16 protein-coding genes are annotated in these 17,148 nt (G+C 68.6%); 15 read left to right on the top strand and 1 reads right to left on the bottom strand.

Annotated features, from left to right (window positions below; genetic code table 11):
- Positions 1 to 82: 82 nt before the first annotated feature.
- From xylB to hxlB, 6 genes are read left to right on the top strand one after another with little or no spacing between them, the layout of a single operon-like run.
- Complete coding sequence (xylB, locus tag AC31A1_RS13870; RefSeq protein WP_489653587.1) at positions 83 to 1,579, top strand: xylulokinase; 1,497 nt, start codon at positions 83 to 85, stop codon at positions 1,577 to 1,579.
- Positions 1,576 to 2,280: a beta/alpha barrel domain-containing protein gene (locus tag AC31A1_RS13865; RefSeq protein WP_489653586.1), complete on the top strand. Its 705-nt coding sequence runs from the start codon at positions 1,576 to 1,578 to the stop codon at positions 2,278 to 2,280. Before xylB ends, AC31A1_RS13865 begins: the two co-directional genes overlap by 4 nt.
- Positions 2,281 to 2,282: 2 nt before the next feature.
- The gene (locus AC31A1_RS13860; RefSeq protein ID WP_489653585.1) at positions 2,283 to 3,311 is read left to right on the top strand and encodes an NAD(P)-dependent alcohol dehydrogenase; all 1,029 of its coding nucleotides are present in this window, start codon (positions 2,283 to 2,285) and stop codon (positions 3,309 to 3,311) included.
- Entirely contained in the window at positions 3,311 to 4,078 is a 768-nt protein-coding gene (locus AC31A1_RS13855) for an SDR family NAD(P)-dependent oxidoreductase (RefSeq protein ID WP_489653584.1), read from the top strand. The genes AC31A1_RS13860 and AC31A1_RS13855 overlap by 1 nt, the downstream gene beginning before the upstream one ends.
- 51 nt (positions 4,079 to 4,129) lie before the next feature.
- On the top strand, positions 4,130 to 5,164 hold the full coding sequence (locus tag AC31A1_RS13850) for a zinc-dependent alcohol dehydrogenase (protein WP_489653583.1): 1,035 nt from the start codon (positions 4,130 to 4,132) through the stop codon (positions 5,162 to 5,164).
- Between the two features lie 37 nt (positions 5,165 to 5,201).
- Positions 5,202 to 5,735, top strand: a complete 534-nt coding sequence (gene hxlB, locus AC31A1_RS13845; protein ID WP_489653582.1) for a 6-phospho-3-hexuloisomerase — start codon at positions 5,202 to 5,204, stop codon at positions 5,733 to 5,735.
- A gap of 276 nt (positions 5,736 to 6,011) precedes the next feature.
- Here the strand turns inward: hxlB and AC31A1_RS13840 are convergent, their stop codons facing one another.
- Positions 6,012 to 6,260 (bottom strand): hypothetical protein, encoded by a 249-nt coding sequence (locus AC31A1_RS13840; protein WP_489653581.1) that lies wholly within the window; start codon positions 6,258 to 6,260, stop codon positions 6,012 to 6,014.
- 482 nt (positions 6,261 to 6,742) lie between these two features.
- Between AC31A1_RS13840 and AC31A1_RS13835 the strand changes: the two genes are divergently transcribed.
- The 9 genes from AC31A1_RS13835 (at position 6,743) to AC31A1_RS13795 (ending at position 17,146) form a co-directional block, all read left to right on the top strand.
- The gene (locus AC31A1_RS13835; protein WP_489653580.1) at positions 6,743 to 7,513 is read left to right on the top strand and encodes an SDR family NAD(P)-dependent oxidoreductase; all 771 of its coding nucleotides are present in this window, start codon (positions 6,743 to 6,745) and stop codon (positions 7,511 to 7,513) included.
- Positions 7,514 to 8,727: 1,214 nt separating this feature from the next.
- Positions 8,728 to 9,426 carry a nuclear transport factor 2 family protein gene (locus tag AC31A1_RS13830; protein WP_489653579.1) on the top strand — a complete coding sequence of 233 codons (699 nt, stop codon included), beginning with the start codon at positions 8,728 to 8,730 and terminating at the stop codon, positions 9,424 to 9,426.
- Between the two features lies 1 nt (position 9,427).
- Positions 9,428 to 10,159, top strand: a complete 732-nt coding sequence (locus AC31A1_RS13825) for a nuclear transport factor 2 family protein (RefSeq protein WP_489653578.1) — start codon at positions 9,428 to 9,430, stop codon at positions 10,157 to 10,159.
- Positions 10,160 to 10,169: 10 nt separating this feature from the next.
- A complete protein-coding gene (locus AC31A1_RS13820) occupies positions 10,170 to 10,841 on the top strand; it encodes a nuclear transport factor 2 family protein (protein ID WP_489653577.1) in 672 nt (223 codons plus the stop codon).
- Between the two features lie 26 nt (positions 10,842 to 10,867).
- Complete coding sequence (locus AC31A1_RS13815; RefSeq protein WP_489653576.1) at positions 10,868 to 11,590, top strand: nuclear transport factor 2 family protein; 723 nt, start codon at positions 10,868 to 10,870, stop codon at positions 11,588 to 11,590.
- 410 nt (positions 11,591 to 12,000) lie between these two features.
- Positions 12,001 to 13,884, top strand: coding sequence for a 2-oxoacid:acceptor oxidoreductase subunit alpha (locus AC31A1_RS13810; RefSeq protein WP_489653575.1), 1,884 nt, complete (start codon positions 12,001 to 12,003; stop codon positions 13,882 to 13,884).
- A complete protein-coding gene (locus AC31A1_RS13805) occupies positions 13,881 to 14,966 on the top strand; it encodes a 2-oxoacid:ferredoxin oxidoreductase subunit beta (protein ID WP_489653574.1) in 1,086 nt (361 codons plus the stop codon). The genes AC31A1_RS13810 and AC31A1_RS13805 overlap by 4 nt, the downstream gene beginning before the upstream one ends.
- Positions 14,963 to 15,283 carry a ferredoxin gene (gene fdxA, locus AC31A1_RS13800; protein WP_489653573.1) on the top strand — a complete coding sequence of 107 codons (321 nt, stop codon included), beginning with the start codon at positions 14,963 to 14,965 and terminating at the stop codon, positions 15,281 to 15,283. The genes AC31A1_RS13805 and fdxA overlap by 4 nt, the downstream gene beginning before the upstream one ends.
- A 444-nt stretch (positions 15,284 to 15,727) precedes the next feature.
- Positions 15,728 to 17,146, top strand: coding sequence for an ABC transporter substrate-binding protein (locus tag AC31A1_RS13795; RefSeq protein ID WP_489653572.1), 1,419 nt, complete (start codon positions 15,728 to 15,730; stop codon positions 17,144 to 17,146).
- The last annotated feature ends 2 nt before the right edge of the window (positions 17,147 to 17,148 follow it).

The raw sequence follows: 17,148 nt of genomic DNA, 5'->3' as shown, positions 1-17,148 counted from the left end.
CATTCTCCTGGAGCCATCAACGGCAAACCATCATCAGCCACACCCGGTCCTCCCGGACCGCCCAACATTCTTAAGGACCCCCATGCCCGTCGTCGCTGGAGTTGACTCCTCGACCCAGTCCTGCAAGGTCGAGATCCGAGACCTTCACGACGGCTCGCTGCTCGGCTCCGGGAGCGCACCACACCCACCCGCGTTCCCACCGGACAGCGAACAGGACCCCGCTGACTGGTGGGCAGCGTTCAAAATCGCGCTCGCGGCTGCCAGGAAAGACGCCGGAGTGTCCAGGAACGACATCGCCGCGCTCGCGGTCGACGGTCAGTGCCACGGTCTGGTGGCCCTGGACGCCGCCGATCAGGTCATCCGGCCGGCGAAGCTGTGGAACGACACCACCTCCGCACCACAGCTCGAACGGCTCAAGCGGCTGATCGGCGCGCCAGAGTGGATCCGCGCCGTCGGATCCCTGCCGACCGCCGCCTTCACCCTCAGCAAGATCGCCTGGCTCGCTGAGAACGAACCCGCCCACTACCGGCGGCTGCGCCATGTCCTGCTCCCGCACGACTGGCTGACCTGGAAGCTGTCGGGACGCCAGATCACTGACCGCTCCGAGGCATCGGGGACCGGCTACTACAGCGCCCCGGAATCCCGCTATCTGCCCGAGTTCCTGTCCCACATCGACGCGGAACGCGACTGGGCGGACGCCCTGCCGGAGGTCGTCGACGCCTCGACCCCCGTCGGCACGGTCAGCGCTACGGCGAGCACGGAACTGGACCTGTCGCCCGGCACGCTCGTGGGGCCGGGCGGCGGGGACCAGCACGCGGCGGCCCTCGGCCTCGGTATCACCCCCGGGGACGTCGTATACACGTTCGGCACCTCGGGCGTCGTCTTCACTACCCAGGACACCCCCGTCTTCGACCTCGGCGGCATCGTGGACTGCGTCGCAGACATGACCGACGGCTACCTCCCCCTCGTCTCGACACTGAACGCCGCCCGCGTCACCGACACCTTCGCGCGCATCCTCGGCGTCGACCACGACACCCTCGCCGAACTGGCCCTCAGCGCCACCGGCGACTCCGGACCTGTCCTCGCCGCTTTCCTCGACGGCGAGCGCAAGCCCAACCGCCCCGGCGCCCGGGGCCTCCTCGCCGGACTGACCTCCGCGACCGGCCCCGAGGACATCGCGCGGGCCGCCTTCGAAGGCGTGATCCTCGGACTGGTCTCCGGGGAACACCACCTCAACGCCGCCGGGGTCGCCACCGACGGGCGCCTCATCGCCACCGGGGGAGGCGCGCGCTCCGCCGCGTACACCCAGCTCCTGGCCGACCTGACCGGCCGCGAGGTGCTGGTCGCCGACGCCCCGGAGGCCTCGGCCCGCGGCGCCTGCGTCCAGGCCGCCGCCATCGCCTCGGACCGGCCGGTACGGGAAGTCCTGCGAGCCTGGGCACCGGCGACTCGGCCGGCCGCCACCCCACGCCCCGGCTCGGGGACCGCGCGCCAGGCGGCCGCCGACCGTTACGCGGTCCTCGCAGGCTGGGACGCGCTCGACACCCCCGCCACGGACAGCCCCGGGATGACGGAGTGACGTACCCGAGCCTGAACCCCGCCATCCTCGCGGAGATCGCCCGCCACCCCGGGGCCACCCTCGCGGGCAGCATCTACGCCGTCGCCGAGGCGGACCGGCTGGCCACCGCCGAGCACCTCGGCAGCTCGGGCCTGTGGATCCACGCTGACGTGATCATGAACGATCTCGCCCATCGGGGCGTCGACCTCTCCCTGGTACGCAGCGTGTCCGAGCGCGGTGTCGGACCGCTCGACGTCCACGTCATCGCGCCCGAACTCGACGAACTGATCGACGAGATCTGCGCCCAGAAGGTGGACCGGGTCACCTTCCCGTTCGAGTCCTGCCCTAACCGGGACGCTGTGGCGGACACCGCCGAACGGATCCGTTCCTCGGGAGCCGCGGCCTGGCTCGCCGTGGCACCCGGCACGGAACTCGCCGAGATCCGGCCCTGCTTCGAGACGGTCGACGGCCTGTTGGTCATGCTGATCGAACCGGGCAGTACCGGCGCCGCCGACCCGGCGCTGGCCGCCAGGGCCGGGCAGACGGGACCCGGCCTGCCGGCCGGGGTCGACGGCGGGGTGGACGCGGGCAACGTCGGCGCCTGCCTGCGCGCGGGCGCGAGCTATGTCGTCTCTGGCCGCGCCCTGTTCTCGTCGTCCACCGCCCCCGACTCACCTGGCCGCGTTTCCTCCGCCCCACCGGTCGCACCGAAAGGAACATGACGATGTCCGACACTCCAGGGGTTCCCGAGACGATGCGGGCGAGTGTGCTCACCGGCGTCGGTGAGATCGCCGTCGAGGAGCGGCCCGTCCCGGCGGTCCGGCCGGACGAAGTCCTGGTCCGCGTCGCCGCCGTCGGGGTCTGCGGCTCCGACGTCCACTACTACCGGGAGGGCCGGATCGGCGACTTCGTGGTCGACCAGCCGCTCGTCCTGGGCCACGAGGTCTCGGGCCGGATCGTCGCCGTCGGCGCGGACGTCGACACCGGGCGGATCGGCGAACGCGTCGCCATAGAACCGCAGCGGCCCTGCCGGATGTGCTTCCAGTGCAAGGCGGGCCGCTACAACCTCTGCCCGCACATGGAGTTCTACGCCACCCCGCCCGTCGACGGCGCCTTCTGCGAATACGTCACTATCCAGGCCGACTTCGCCCACCCGGTGCCCGACTCCCTCTCGGACGAGGCGGCCGCCCTCCTCGAACCGCTCTCCGTCGGCATCTGGGCGGCGCGCAAGGCCCGCATCGTCCCCGGTTCCCGTGTCCTGATCGCCGGAGCCGGACCCATCGGCGTCATCGCGACCCAGGCGGCGAAGGCGTTCGGCGCCACCGAGATCATCGTGTCCGACCCGGTGGCCGCCCGCCGGGCCCTGGTGGAACGCTTCGGCGCCACCCGCACGATCGACCCCCTCGCGGAGAGCGTCAGCGACCTGGGTGTGGACGCCTTCATCGACGCGTCCGGCGCGACCCCGGCCGTGGTCAGCGGCATCGGAGCCGTACGCGGCGGCGGTGTCGTCGTTCTCGTGGGCATGGGAGCGGACGAGATCGCACTGCCCATCCCGGTGATCCAGAGCAGGGAACTCATTATCACCGGAGTGTTCCGCTACACCGACACCTGGCCCGTCGCGGCCCAGCTCGTGGCCTCCGGACAGGTGGACCTCGACAGCCTCGTCACCGCACGCTTCTCCCTGGAAGACGCCGAGGAAGCGCTCAACGCGGACCGGACCCCCGGCAGCCTCAAGACGATCGTGGTGCTCTGATGACCGTTCTCGACACATTCAAGCTCAACGGCCGCAAGGCTCTGGTGACCGGCGGGAACCGGGGCCTCGGCCTCGCCTTCGCCACCGCGCTCGCCCAGGCCGGCGCCCAGGTCGCCATCGCGGGCCGGGACGCGAAACGCAACGCGCTCGTCGTCGAGCAGGCGGCCGAGCAGGGACTCACCTTCGTCCCGATCACCGCCGACATCACCGACGACGACGATGTCACCCGGATGACCGCCGAAGCCATCGCCGCACTCGGCGGACTCGACATCCTCGTCAACAACGCGGGCACGTGTTTCCACAACGACACCTGGCACGCCACCGACGACGAGTGGTCACAGGTCTTCGACCTCAACGTCCGCGCGCTGTGGAAGTGCAGCCTCGCCGTGGGCCGCCACATGACAGACGCGGGCGGCGGCTCCATCGTCAACATCGGCTCGATCTCCGGGCTCATCATCAACCGGCCCCAGTGGCAGCACGCCTACAACGCGTCCAAGGCCGCCGTACACCATCTGACGAAGTCTCTCGCGGCGGAGTGGGCGCCCGCCGGTATCCGGGTCAACGCGGTCGCCCCCGGCTATGTGAAGACGGAGATGGCCCCGGTGGACCGGCCCGACCTGCGGCGCTTCTGGATCGAGGACGCACCGCAGCAGCGCTACGCACTCCCCGAGGAGATCGCGCCGACCGTCGTCTTCCTCGCCAGTGACGCGGCCTCCTTCATCACCGGCTCCGTCGTGGTCGCCGACGGCGGATACACCGTCTATTAGGCCTGGCGGACACACGGGACAACCGACGGCACCAGAAGAGAGAAGAGAGAAATGACGCGACTCATCAGTCGTGTGGTCGTGGCAGGCGTGGACGATGTGAGGCTGGAGCAGGTCCCAGCCCCGGTCGCCGGCCCCGGCGAAGTGCTCGTACGGAGCACGGTCGTCGGAGTGTGCGGCTCGGACATGCACGCGGCCCTCGGCAAGCACCCGTTCATCGACCTGCCCTACCGCCCCGGCCACGAGGTCGTCGGCGTCGTCACCGCCACAGGCGATGGTGTCACCACCGTGGCCGCCGGCGACCGGATCGTCGTGGAGCCCAACCTTTACTGCGGCGAATGCGCCCAGTGCCGGGCCGGCCGCTACAACATCTGCCAGAAGCTGGAGGTGTTCGGCTGCCAGACCCCCGGCGGGCTCGCGGAACTTTTCACCATCTCGGCGAGCAGGGTCCACGTTCTGCCAGACGCGATGACGGACACCGAGGCGGCGCTGATCGAACCGCTCGCCACCCCGCTCGGCGCTCTGGACAAGGCCGGTGACCTGCGTGGCCGTAACGTGGCCATCCTCGGCGCCGGCCCGATCGGGCTGCTCCTGCTGGTGGCCGCCAAGCACCGGGGCGCGTCCAAGGCCGTCGTGACCGACCTGCTGGAGAGCAAGCGCGCCCGCGCCCTGCGGCTCGGGGCGGACGCGGCGCTCCCGGCCGACTCCGCAGACCTCGTGGAGCAGTCCGGCCAGACACTCGGCGGTCCCGCGGACGTGGTCTTCGACTGCGTGACCCGCGGGCCCTCGCTGGCACAGGCCGTCGGCCTGGTGGCCAAGGGCGGCACGGTCGTGGTCGTCGGCGTGGGCGCGGCCGGCACCACGCCGGTACGGGTCGACCTGATCCAGGACCGGGAGATCCGGCTGGTCGGCAGCCTCATGTACGTCGCCGACAACTTCACCGAGGCGATCTCCCTGGTCGGCGCCGGCGTGGTGGACACCGCGGAGTTCGTGACGGCCACTTTCGCACTGCACGACGCGGACAAGGCGTTCGCCGCCTCGTGCGACCCCGAGCAGGTCAAGGTGCTCATCACCGTGACCGGGGGCTGAGGGAGAACCGATGGACCCCATGAACCCAATGGCTCCTATGGCCGTGGACAAGACCTGGCTGGCGGTCGGCCGTGAAGTGGGTGACCTGCTCGGTGACGTCGACGAGACCTCGTTCAGCGCCGTAGTGACGGAACTCCTCACTCCGGGACGGCGCTGGTTCGCGACGGGACAAGGCAGATCGGGCCTCGTGGCGTCTATGACGGCGATGCGGCTCATGCATCTCGGCCAGGACGTACATGTCCTGGGTGAGGCGACGGCGCCCTCGGTGGAATCAGGGGACGGACTGATCGTCATATCGGGCTCCGGCGAGACACCGGTGTCCCTGCACTACGCCCGCCGGGCCAGGGAACACGGAGCACGCGTACTCGCGGTGACCGCCCGCCCGTCGAGCACTCTCGCGAAACTCGCCGACGTCGTGCTGTGCGTCCCGAGCCGGGACACCGCGCAGTTCAGCGGCAGCCTCTTCGAGCAGGGAGCACTGCTCGTACTCGACGCCGTGGTCATGGCACTCACCGCGGACCGCGAAGGCGAGCACGCACGCATGCAGGCCCGGCACACCAACATGCAGTGAGCCGCCCCGAGGGCCGCACGGACAGCACCATCGCCGCCCGTGACCCGGACTGGCCTTCATTGATGTCGCCCCCAACCACAAACGCCTTCGGCCGGACGGACACTCGGCTCCGCCCCGGGCGAAGGGTGCATGACCTTCCCGTCGTAGCGCAGAGACCCGGACTGACTAGGGGAAGTTGAGGGTCATGGCGGGCAGGAGACGGCAGTTCGACGCGGAGTTCCGTGAGGACCCACCGCCCAGTACACGGCCGATCGTGGCTGGCGACGGAGTGCGCCGTCATCTGAGCAGGTAGCGCCGGATCCCGATGACTGTCAGGAATGCGTTCGAAGCAGGCTGGCCCCGCTCGGCGAGTTCGTCGATGTTCCTCGCTCCCGAGACGAGCGCACATGCACACACCAGCAGGATCGCGTTCAGGCGACGCCGAGACCACCGGCCTTGCCGAGAGTGAAGGTCGGGCACCGAGTCGAAGTAGAGGCGCAGGTCAGCGCTCAGACCGGCATCCAGCGGACCCAGCTTCACCGGCACGGCGAGAGTGGGGGGAAGACGTAGCAACAGGCATGGGTCACCTCATGATCACCGGGCTCAGACACCTCAATGATCACGAGCCCGTGCCCGCCCTGTTATGCCCCCCAGCCGGTTACAGCCCTGCCAGCCGCACGCCCCCGGAACTTGCAACCTACCTGGGTAGTTGCGGCTATTGGTGTGCCGTCTTTCGCTGGTACAGCGGCAGAAGTCGCACTGCCGCTGGTCAGGCATGGCCATTTTCGCCACGGGAGGCTGCGGGGGCGAGTCCGGGTGGAATTCGCTGTTCTTCCGTCCTCGATTGTGGGCCTGTTGGCTGAAGCGCCGGGGGCTGCGCCCCAGACGGAACGGTGGCAACCTCGGTCATACCAGCCATCTCAAGGGACGATGTCCCTGGACGGCACGGATCCTTGTTCTCGCCAATATGGCGTACCTACGCTTCAGGTACCGCACTCCGGCGGCATGGAACAAGGGATATGGCAATCATGGGTCGACTGGCCGGAAAAATCGCGTTCATCAGCGGCACGGGGGCTGGAATTGGGCGGGCTGCTGCCCAGGTGTTTGCCGCGGAAGGGGCCTCCGTATTCGGCTGTGACATCGATGCCGATGCTGCGGCGGAAACGCTGGAACTGGTGGAGAAGGCCGGGGGAGTCATGAAGTCCCTCGCCCCCGTCGACCTGTCGACGGAGGCCGGTGCCCGGGAGTGGATCGAGGCTGGCATAGTGGCCTTCGGTGGTATCGACATCCTTTACAACAACGCCTCCGCGCTGCGGAACGGGCCGTTCGAGACGATGCCTGCCGAGGACTGGTACTTCACCATCAAGAACGAGCTCGACATCCCGTACTTCTGTACGCAGGCGGCTTGGTCGCATCTGATCGCCGGGGGCGGCGGCGCCATCCTCAACGTCGCGTCGGTCGCCGCCGTGCGCGGCGCCCCGTTCATGCCGATGGTGCCGCATGGTGCCGCCAAGGGCGGGGTGTTGGCGATGAGCAAGCATCTGTGCGCGGCCGGCGCCCCGCACGGCATCCGCGTCAACACCGTCGCACCCGGCATGATCCACACCTCCGCGACCGCGCCCTTCCTCGATGACCCGAACGGGCCAAAGGCACAGCTGGAGGCACGTATCCCGGTGGGCCGGGTGGGACAGCCGGAGGACATCGCGAGGGTTGCGGCCTTCCTCTGCTCCGACGAGGCGGCGTTCGTCAACGGCGCCAACCTCATGGCCGACGGCGGCGACAGCGCGATGGCTGGCTGACCGGCGGCAAGCTCCGTCGAACGCCGCGAGTGCGCGGTCCGATCGCGCCTGCGCCAACGGCTGCGATCGGCGCGCACCGGCTTCGCTGATCGATGCCCGCACCGATGGATTCGGCGGCCGGCCCGCGCGGCGCGGGCAGCCTTGACGGCTTCGGCGAACCCATCCTCGTAGGGTGTGTCCGGCAGGCTGGTGCGCGTCGGAACCCTGGCAATGAACTGCCGGTCGCCGTTGCTCTTCGCGGGGAGCAGGGGCCGGGGCCGCGCCGTACCGGCGGGCATCCGATTGCCGCGCGGACTGCGGGTGGTCAAAATGTTTGTCCATAGTGGCGAACCGCGAGATCCGGCCGAGCGCCGTCGCGCGCGGGCTCACTCGAAGCCGCCACGGGGTCGGGTCGTGAGGGCGGTCTTGCCCCATTCCCGGGACGTGGCGCAAGGGGCTGTACGGTACATATTCATGTCACATGCCATCCATGTTGCTCCGCGATTTCCGATCGCTTCCGGCCACGCGTGACGCTCGCTAATGTGATGACACCGGAGCTGCCCATACGGCCCCGCTCGCACCGGCCTCGCTGTCGGTTCCGCGAACGAGGGTCCCAGAGCCGAAGGAACGCCGCATGACCACCATCACGTCTGAGCTGGGCCGCTGTGGCGGCATGCTCGCCGTGCGGTGCGTGCCGGTCCGGTCCGGTGGCAGGCGGCGGCCCGTTTCCGTGCTTCACGGTCGCCGTCATGACGCGGGACCGTCCATGTGTGCTCTCGGCGGCTCGATGCCCACGCCGACCGGCTGCAAGAAGGCGTCCACGGTGATGTACACGGGCCGGCCGTGCCGCCCCGCTCACGCGACGCCCAGCGCCCGTACGTTGCTGAGAGACGGATCCCGCCCGGGGCCGGTCCGCGGCTTCGCGCGTCACGCCTGACACGGCATCACCGCACCCTTCACCTCCGTCACCCTGCCCTCGCCTTCTCCGGCGACGATCGCGGCCCCCCCGCGCGTCCGCCGAAACACGGTGTTCCGGCTGTTTCCCGCCGGTGCCGAGGCTGGGGCAGGACCGGCACCGGGCTGGTGGCGAGCCGTCGGCGAGCTGCTCCGCGATACCCATCGGCACCCGTCCCGAGCAGGGCTTTGCGCCTGCCTCCCCTGGGCGCTCACTTCCCACCACAGCTGCGACCACGACGGTTCCGACCATGACCTCCGACCACAAGGGATGAGCAGAGTTGGACGACCACGACACCGTCACACCCGATCTGGAGAGGCAACTCCAGCGACTGGAGGACGTCCAGGCGATTCACAACCTCATGGGCCGGCGCGCGTACCTGCACTCGGCCGGCCTCAACGACCGCGAGCTCCTGGAGTGCTGGGCGACGGACGCTCCCGACGTCTCCTTCGAGGCCGAGGACTGGGGTGTGTGGGACGGCTGGGACCACATCTGGAACGCGTACGTGGAGAAGAACCCCTTCCCCGCCGGCACCCCGGGCCTGCTCATCGAGCACACGCTGACGACGCCCGTCATCGAGGTGGCCGGTGACGGCCTGACCGCCAAGGGGGTGTGGATCTCCCCGGGGCACGAGACCTTCCCGCTGCCGGACGGCCTTCCCGCCGCCCACTGGTCATGGGGTCGCTACGGCGTCGACTTCCTCAGGGAGAAAGGCGAGTGGCGGATCTGGCACCTCCACGTCTACACCACCTTGCGCACCCCGTACGACCAGGACTGGGTCGACTCCTCGATCAACCGCCCCGCCTACTTCCCGAAAAAGGGAGAGGTCGTTCCCGGCATGCCGGTGGTGGACCGGCCAGTGACCTTCAACCAGCCGTACACGCTCGACGCGGCCCGCGTCCTGCAGCCTCCGCCGCCCGAACCGTACGGGACCTGGCAGGAGACCACCGGCTACACCGACCCGCCGAAGGAGGCCTGAGGTGACGACCTCGACCGGAACCCCGACGACCCTGACCAGGGCACAGCGACTGCACCGGATCAGGGCGGTACACGAGATCCACAACCTCATCGGCCGCCACGCCTTCTTCAACGCGGCCGGCCACTACGACGACCTGATCGGCGCCTTCGCCCGCCGCACCCCCGGCGTGACGGTCGAACTGGCCGACTGGGGCGTGTACGAGGGGCTGGACGGCGCTCGCGCCGCGCTGGTCGGGCCGCTGCTGGAGATGGCCCGCCGTAACGGGGAGGGGATGCGGGTCGCGTTCCCGGAGCTAGACGTCCCGGACGACCGCGCCGGGATGCTGCTGGAGAGCTCGTTCACGACCCCGGTCATCCACGTCGCCGAGGACGGCGGCTCGGCCCGCGGCGTGTGGATGGTGCTGGCCGCGCAGACGGGCTTCAACCCCGACGCGGGGCGGCCCGAGGCCGGCTGGGCGTGGGTGCACTACGCCGTCGACTTCGTCCACGAGGAGGACGGGGAGGACGGCGCCTGGCGGATCCTGCGTCTGCGGGTCGTGCCGCGCTTCCGTACCGTCTACGGCTCCAGCTGGGTCGAGAGCTCGCTGCGCGAGCAGGCACCGCCACCACTGACCGCGACGTCCGACCGGCCGCCCACCGCGCCCCTCAACGACTACTCCGTCACCCGCGTGCTGACGTACGACCCCGTCCCTCCGGAGCCGTACCGCACCCTCGACGACCTCCCGCCCCTGTAAAGGACCCCGCATGGCACAGGACGACTTCGACAGGCGACTGCGACGCCTGGAGGACATCCACGAGATCAACAACCTCATGGGCATGCACGAGTACCTGCACGCCGCGGGGCGCAACAGCGAGGAGTTCGAGAAGTTCTTCGCCAAGGACGCACCCGGCCTGACCTTCGAGCCCGAGGACTGGGGCGTCTTCGAGGGCGCGGAGACCGTCAAGGGCTGCTACGTCGACGGCGCCCCGCCGGAGATGCCAGGGCTCATGACCGAGCACGCCGCCACTACCCCCGTGATCGAGGTCGCCGAGGACGGCCTGACCGCCAAGGGCGTGTGGATCTCCCCCGGCCACGAGACCTTTCCCCGGCCGGACGGTCCGCCCATCGCCCACTGGTCGTGGGGCCGCTACGGCATCGATTTCGTCAAGGAGGGCGGCGCGTGGAAGTTCTGGCACTTCCACATCTACACCACCTTCCGCACTCCCTATCACCAGAGCTGGGTCGAGTCCTCGATCCACCGGCCGCCCTACTTCCCCGAACCCGGGCAGCTCATGAAGGGCATGACGCCCCCGTCGCGTCCGGTCACCTTCAACCAGCCCTACCAGGTCGACACGGCCCAGGAGTTGGCGCCGGTCCCGCCCGTGCCGTACCGGACGTTCGACGAAACCTGGTCGTACACCGACCGGCCCGCCTGACCCTCCACCTCAACTAGGAGCCGTACATGAGCGACACCGCGGAACTGACCACCGAGCAGAAGCTCCAGAGGGTCTTGGACATCCACGAGGTCCAGAACGTGATGAGCCGGCACGCCTACTACCACGGGCTCGGCAAGAACGCCGAGGAGCTGGAGGCGCTCTGGGTCAAGGAGACCCCGGAGCCCACCTTCGCGCAGAACCAGGGTTACTTCGTCGGATACGAGTCCATCAACTACTACTACGGCGAGCTGAACCGCAAGATGCAGCGGGCCAACCTTGATCTGCTCCGCAAGCACTACCCCGAGCTCGACGAATCCGACGACAACCTGGGCGTCGGCACTCTGATCATGCACCCGCTGACCACTTCGATCATCGAGATCGCCGGCGACGGGAAGACGGCCAAGGGCATGTGGTATTCCCCGGGCCAGGTCACCGAGATCATGCCGCCCGACCACAAGCCGATCGCGCACTGGATCTGGGAGAAGTACGGCGTCGACTTCATCCGCGAGAACGGCGTCTGGAAGATCTGGCACATGCACGTCTACACGGACTTCTTCACGCCGGTCGGCGAGAGCTGGGCGGACCTGACCGCCGACGCGCCGATGGGCGTCGGTGGCCCCCCGGTGGAAATGCCGCGCCCGGACATCGAGGAGGAGACCTACAAGGTCTACAGCCACACCCAGCTGCCGCAGGACCTGCCGCGGATGCCCGAGGCCTACCGGACCTTCAGCGAGACCTTCAGCTACTGACGGCACGTCAGGCGCCGGCACAACCGATTGACAACGAACTGAGATGTAGCCATGCCTCATCCGGAACCCCTGCGACTTCAACCCGCGTCGTTTCGCGGAACAGGAAGTCGCAGGTCTGGCGCCCGCATATCGTCGGAATGCCCGACGAGTGCGGGCCGGTCCGCCCCCGACGCACCGGTAGTCACACGCCGGACCGGGTCTGCTTCAGCGATCCGGCGCCGCGGGATCCGCATCGCACCTTCGACGAAGTGTCCGACGCCTGCCGACCGTCCGCCGCCCAGATGGCCGTCCACAGGACGGTATTCCGTCCTGCCCCCTGTTTCCGAGCCCTGGAGGGCTTTCGTGTCCCATCTGCTTGCTACGCGGAACCGGCGTGCCCCGCTCGCCTGCAGCGGGCCAGGAGGACAGCTGTGACCTCGCGTATCACCTCAGGAACCGTCCCACGTACCCCCGTGCCCTTGGAGCGCGTTGTCATCCGCTTCGCCGGCGATTCCGGTGACGGCATGCAACTCGCGGGCGACCGGCTGTCCGCCGACAGCGCGGCATTCGGCAACGATCTGGCGACCCGCCCGGACTTCCCGGCCGAGATCCGCGCCCCCCAGGGCACGGTGCCGGGTGTCTCCTCCTTCCAGGTGCACTTCGCCGACTACGACATACTCACCGCCGGCGACCGTCCCGACGTGCTCGTCGCGATGAACCCGGCGGCCCTCAAGGCCAACGCCGCCGACCTGCCGCCGGGCGCAACGGTGATCGTCAACACCGATGAGTTCACCCGTCGCAACCTGCAGCGCGCGAACTATGCGACGTCACCGCTGGAGGACGCGACCTTGAGCGGGCACGTCGTCCACCAGGTGCCCATGAGCAGCCTGACGCGTGGTGCGCTCGCCGACAGCGGCTTGTCCCGCAAGGACGCGGAGCGGGCGAAGAACATGTTCGCCCTCGGCCTGATCGCCTGGATGTACGGCCGCCCCACCGCCGGCACGGAGACCTTCCTGCGGCGGAAGTTCGCCGGCCGCCCGGAGGTGGCCGAGGCCAACGTCACCGCCTTCCGGACGGGCTGGAACTACGGCGAGACCACGGAGGCGTTCGCCACCACGTACGAGATCGCCCCCGCCAATCTGCCGCCCGGCACGTATCGGCAGATCACCGGCAACACCGCGCTCGCTCTCGGACTGACTGCCGCCGGGCAGCGCGCGGGCCTTCCCGTGCTGCTCGGCAGCTACCCGATCACCCCCGCCTCCGACATCCTCCACGAACTCGCCCGCCACAAGGAGTTCGGTGTCCTCACCCTCCAGGCGGAGGACGAGATCGCCGGGATCGGCGCCGCCCTCGGCGCGGCCTTCGGCGGGGCGCTGGGCGTCACCTCCACCTCCGGGCCGGGTCTCGCCCTGAAGAGCGAGATCCTCGGTCTGGCGGTGATGACCGAGCTGCCGCTGATCGTGATCGACGTCCAGCGCGGCGGCCCGTCCACGGGGCTGCCCACCAAGACCGAGCAGTCCGACCTGTTGCAGGCCATGCACGGCCGCAATGGTGAGGCCCCGCTGCCCGTCATCGCACCGCGCTCACCCGGCGACTGCTTCGACGCCGCCCTGGAGGCGGCCCGGATCGCGCTCACCTACCGAACCCCGGTCCTGCTCCTGTCGGACGGAGCGCTGGCGAACGGCTCAGAACCGTGGCTGGTCCCGGAGCCCGACGATCTGCCTGACCTGCGCGTGGAATTCGCGACCGGGCCCAACGCCCCGGACGGTTCGGAGGCGTTCTGGCCGTATCTGCGCGATCGGACCACCCTCGCCCGACCGTGGGCGATCCCGGGCACGCCAGGCCTGGAGCATCGCATCGGCGGCCTGGAGAAGTCCGACGGCCCGGGAACGATCTCCTACGACTCGGCCAACCACGAGCGCATGGTCCACCTGCGTCAGGCGAAGGTCGACGGCATCACCGTGCCTGACGTCGAGGTCGAGGACCCCGACGGGCGGGCCGACGTGCTGGTGCTCGGCTGGGGTTCGACGTACGGGCCGATCGGTGCGGCCTGCCGACGGGTGCGGGCCCGCGGACTGCCCGTGGCTCAGACCCATCTGCGGCATCTGCGGCCCTTCCCGGGCAATCTCGGCGCGGTTCTGCGTGCCTACCGGCAGGTGGTGGTGCCCGAGATGAACCTCGGCCAACTCGCCGGGCTCCTGCGCGCCGCGTACGGAGTGGACGTGGTCAGCCGTTCGAAGGTCACCGGCCAGCCCTTCGGAGCCGAGGAACTCGCCGACGCCTTCGTATCCGTGATCAAAGGAGAATCGGCATGACCACGACCGAGCTCGGCATGCCGGGCAAGCACGGTCTGGACGGCGTGCCCCTGGCCGACGGGCCGCAGACCGCCAAGGACTACCGCTCGGACCAGGAAGTCCGCTGGTGCCCCGGCTGCGGGGACTACGCCGTACTGGCTGCGGTCCAGTCCTTCCTGCCCGAACTCGGACTGCGCCGCGAGAACATCGTCTTCATCTCGGGCATCGGTTGCTCGTCCCGCTTCCCGTACTACCTCGACACCTACGGCATGCACTCCGTGCACGGACGCGCCCCCACACTGGCCACCGGCCTCGCCGTCACCCGCCCGGATCTCAGCGTCTGGGTGGTCACCGGTGACGGTGACGCGCTGTCCATCGGGGGAAACCACCTCATCCACGCCCTGCGGCGCAACGTCAACCTGAAGATCCTGCTCTTCAACAACCGGATCTATGGACTGACCAAGGGCCAGTACTCTCCCACCTCGGAACCCGGGAAGGTCACCAAGTCGACCCCCCTGGGCTCGGTCGACCACCCTTTCAACCCGGTCTCGCTCGCGCTCGGCGCGGAGGCGACCTTCGTGGCCCGGGCCCTGGACTCCGACCGCGCTCAGCTCACCGAGGTGCTAAGGGCGGCGGCCGAGCACAGGGGGACGGCCTTGGTCGAGATCTACCAGAACTGCCCGGTCTTCAACGACGGCGCCTTCGAGGCCGTGAAGGATCCCCGGGAGCGCGTCCAACGGGTCATCCCGCTGCGCGACGGGGAGCCGGTGCGCTTCGGGGCCGAGGGAGAGTACGGCGTCGCGCGCGATCCCCGTACCGGCGGACTGCGTGTGGCCCCGGTCGCCGAGACGGGCGAGGACGCTCTGGTCGTCCACGACGCCGCGGCCGGCGACCCCACGCAGGCGTTCGCGCTGTCCCGGCTGGACAGCGCAAACCACGGCCCCGTCGTGCCCGTCGGGGTGTTCCGGGCGGCACAGCGTCCCACCTACGACGACCTGGTACGGGAGCAGGCAGCCAGGAGCGGAGACGGCGGCACCCTGCGAGACCTACTGCGAGGCCGCGACGCCTGGACCGTCGAACCGAATCGGAGGAACACCCCATGACATACGTCATCGCACAACCCTGCGTGGACGTGAAGGACCGGGCCTGCGTAGATGAATGCCCCGTAGATTGCATCTACGAGGGTGAGCGCATGCTCTACATCCACCCGGACGAATGCGTCGACTGCGGCGCCTGCGAACCCGTGTGCCCGGTCGAGGCGATCTTCTATGCCGAGGACGTGCCGCCGGAGTGGGCCGCCTTCACCGACGCCAACGAGGCCTTCTTCACTACCCTAGGCTCTCCAGGAGGTGCCTCGGGGACCGGTCCGATATCGGCGGACGCCCCGCTCGTCGCCGAGTTTCCGGAACCCGCTCGTTGACCGTCAGCGAATCCCGTTTCTACGAGAAGTCAGAAGCAGGGGCTCGCATTACGCGGCCGTGTCATGATCAATTCCCTTGGGGTATTCGCCAGGGGAAGGGAGGGGCGGACTCGGAATTGCGCATCAATTAAAAGGGCGGATCGCCTACGGAGGGCCAGGATTATCGCGTGTTGATTTATCCCGGAAGCCGGACGGTCACTGCCCATCGTGTCCATGAATGGCAGCCATCAACACAAAGCTGATGCAGACGTGTTCTCACCCTGTCGCACGGAGTGTTGAATTCGAAGCCACCGCATATCTCATTCAGTCAGCGTCGACGTTGAGGAGTTCAGGGTGTTGAGGCGTACTGCGTTGTCACTCATCGGGTCATCCGTCCTGGTGGCCGCCACCGGCTGTGCCGGCTCGGGCGCAAGAGGGTCCGGGTCCGGACAGAAAACCTTCACGATGTCCGCGTTTCCGACCGGAAACTCGCTGGATCCATGGAAGACGCAGCTGAGCCAGTACGTGGCAGCCGCGACGTACGACACTCTCACCCATATCAACGCCGACGGCACGGTGATCCCGTGGCTGGCCGCCTCATGGGACTACAGCGACGCCACGACCTTGGTGATGGATCTGCGTACCGATGTGGTCTTCACCGATGGCACCCGCTTCGACGCCGCGGCCGTCAAAGCCAATATCGACTACGCCAAGTCGGTCACCCCGTCGAACGTGGCGGCGCTGCCGTACCTCTCGTACGTCCGGTCGGTCGACGTCGTGTCCAAAAGCAAGGTGCGCTTCAACCTGACAGCCCCGCAGCCCGACCTGCCCTACGGGTTCTCGCAGCAGGCCGGCTGGATGGTGAGTCCCACCGCGCTCAAGAACCCCAAGGTGCTCGCCGACACAGCGGTCGGGTCCGGCCCCTACATCCTCGACAAGAGCGGCACGACGACGAACAAGACCTACGCGTTCACCCGGAACAAGAGCTACTGGGCGGGGGACATCCAGTGGCCGCGCTTCGACAAGCTGGTGGTGCAGTTGATTACCGACCCCACTGCCTCCTACAACGCGGCGCGCAGCGGCCAGATCGACTACACGACCGTGACGGCGGGAACGGAGATCAGTGGGTGGAAGATCTCCGAGGGGGCCGCATGCGCCTTCTTCGGCTTCACGATCTTCGACACCGCCGGAAAGATCAACAAGCCGCTGGGTGACGTGCGCGTCCGGCAGGCCATGAACTATGCGATCGACCGGGAGGCGATCCTCAAGTCCGTGCTCGGCGGTCACGGTGACGTCAACGCCTCGACGCCGTTCGGATGGGAGAGCACCGGCTACAAGCGGAAGATCGACAGCTACTACACCTACGACGTTGCCAAGGCCAAGGCGCTCCTGCGCCAGGCCGGTTACCCGAACGGGTTCTCGATCAAGGTGCTGAACAACCCGCAGTGGGACCAGATGGCCCAGGCCCTCGCCGGGTATCTCCGCAAGGTCGGCATCGACGTGCAGCTCAGCAACCACGGTGACGACTTCGTGCAGCAGGTCAACTCCGGCAAGTGGGCGATGGCCACATCTCTCCAGGCGGTGACCGGACTCCCGTACAGCGACTTCACATTCCTGATGACGAAGAGTTCTTCGATGAACCCGCTCGGCAACAGCAACGCGTCGGTGAATACCCTGCTGGCCAAGGCCGTGTCCGCCAAGGGCGACGAGCAGAAGCAGCTCTACGCACAGCTGGCCGAGTATGGCGCCGAGCAGGCCTGGTACGTGATCCCGGCGTTGAGCAGCCAGTTGCACGCCTATGACCCGTCCGTCGTCAAGGTGGTCGAGCCTGAGCGAGTCGGGGGCCCGATGCTGTACCACCTGCAGCCGATCGGAGGCGAGTGACC

The sequence above is a fragment of the Streptomyces sp. P5F9 genome (assembly GCF_057961495.1).
Note: the sequence above shows the minus strand (reverse complement) of the source record. Positions and strands in the feature narration are given on the sequence as shown.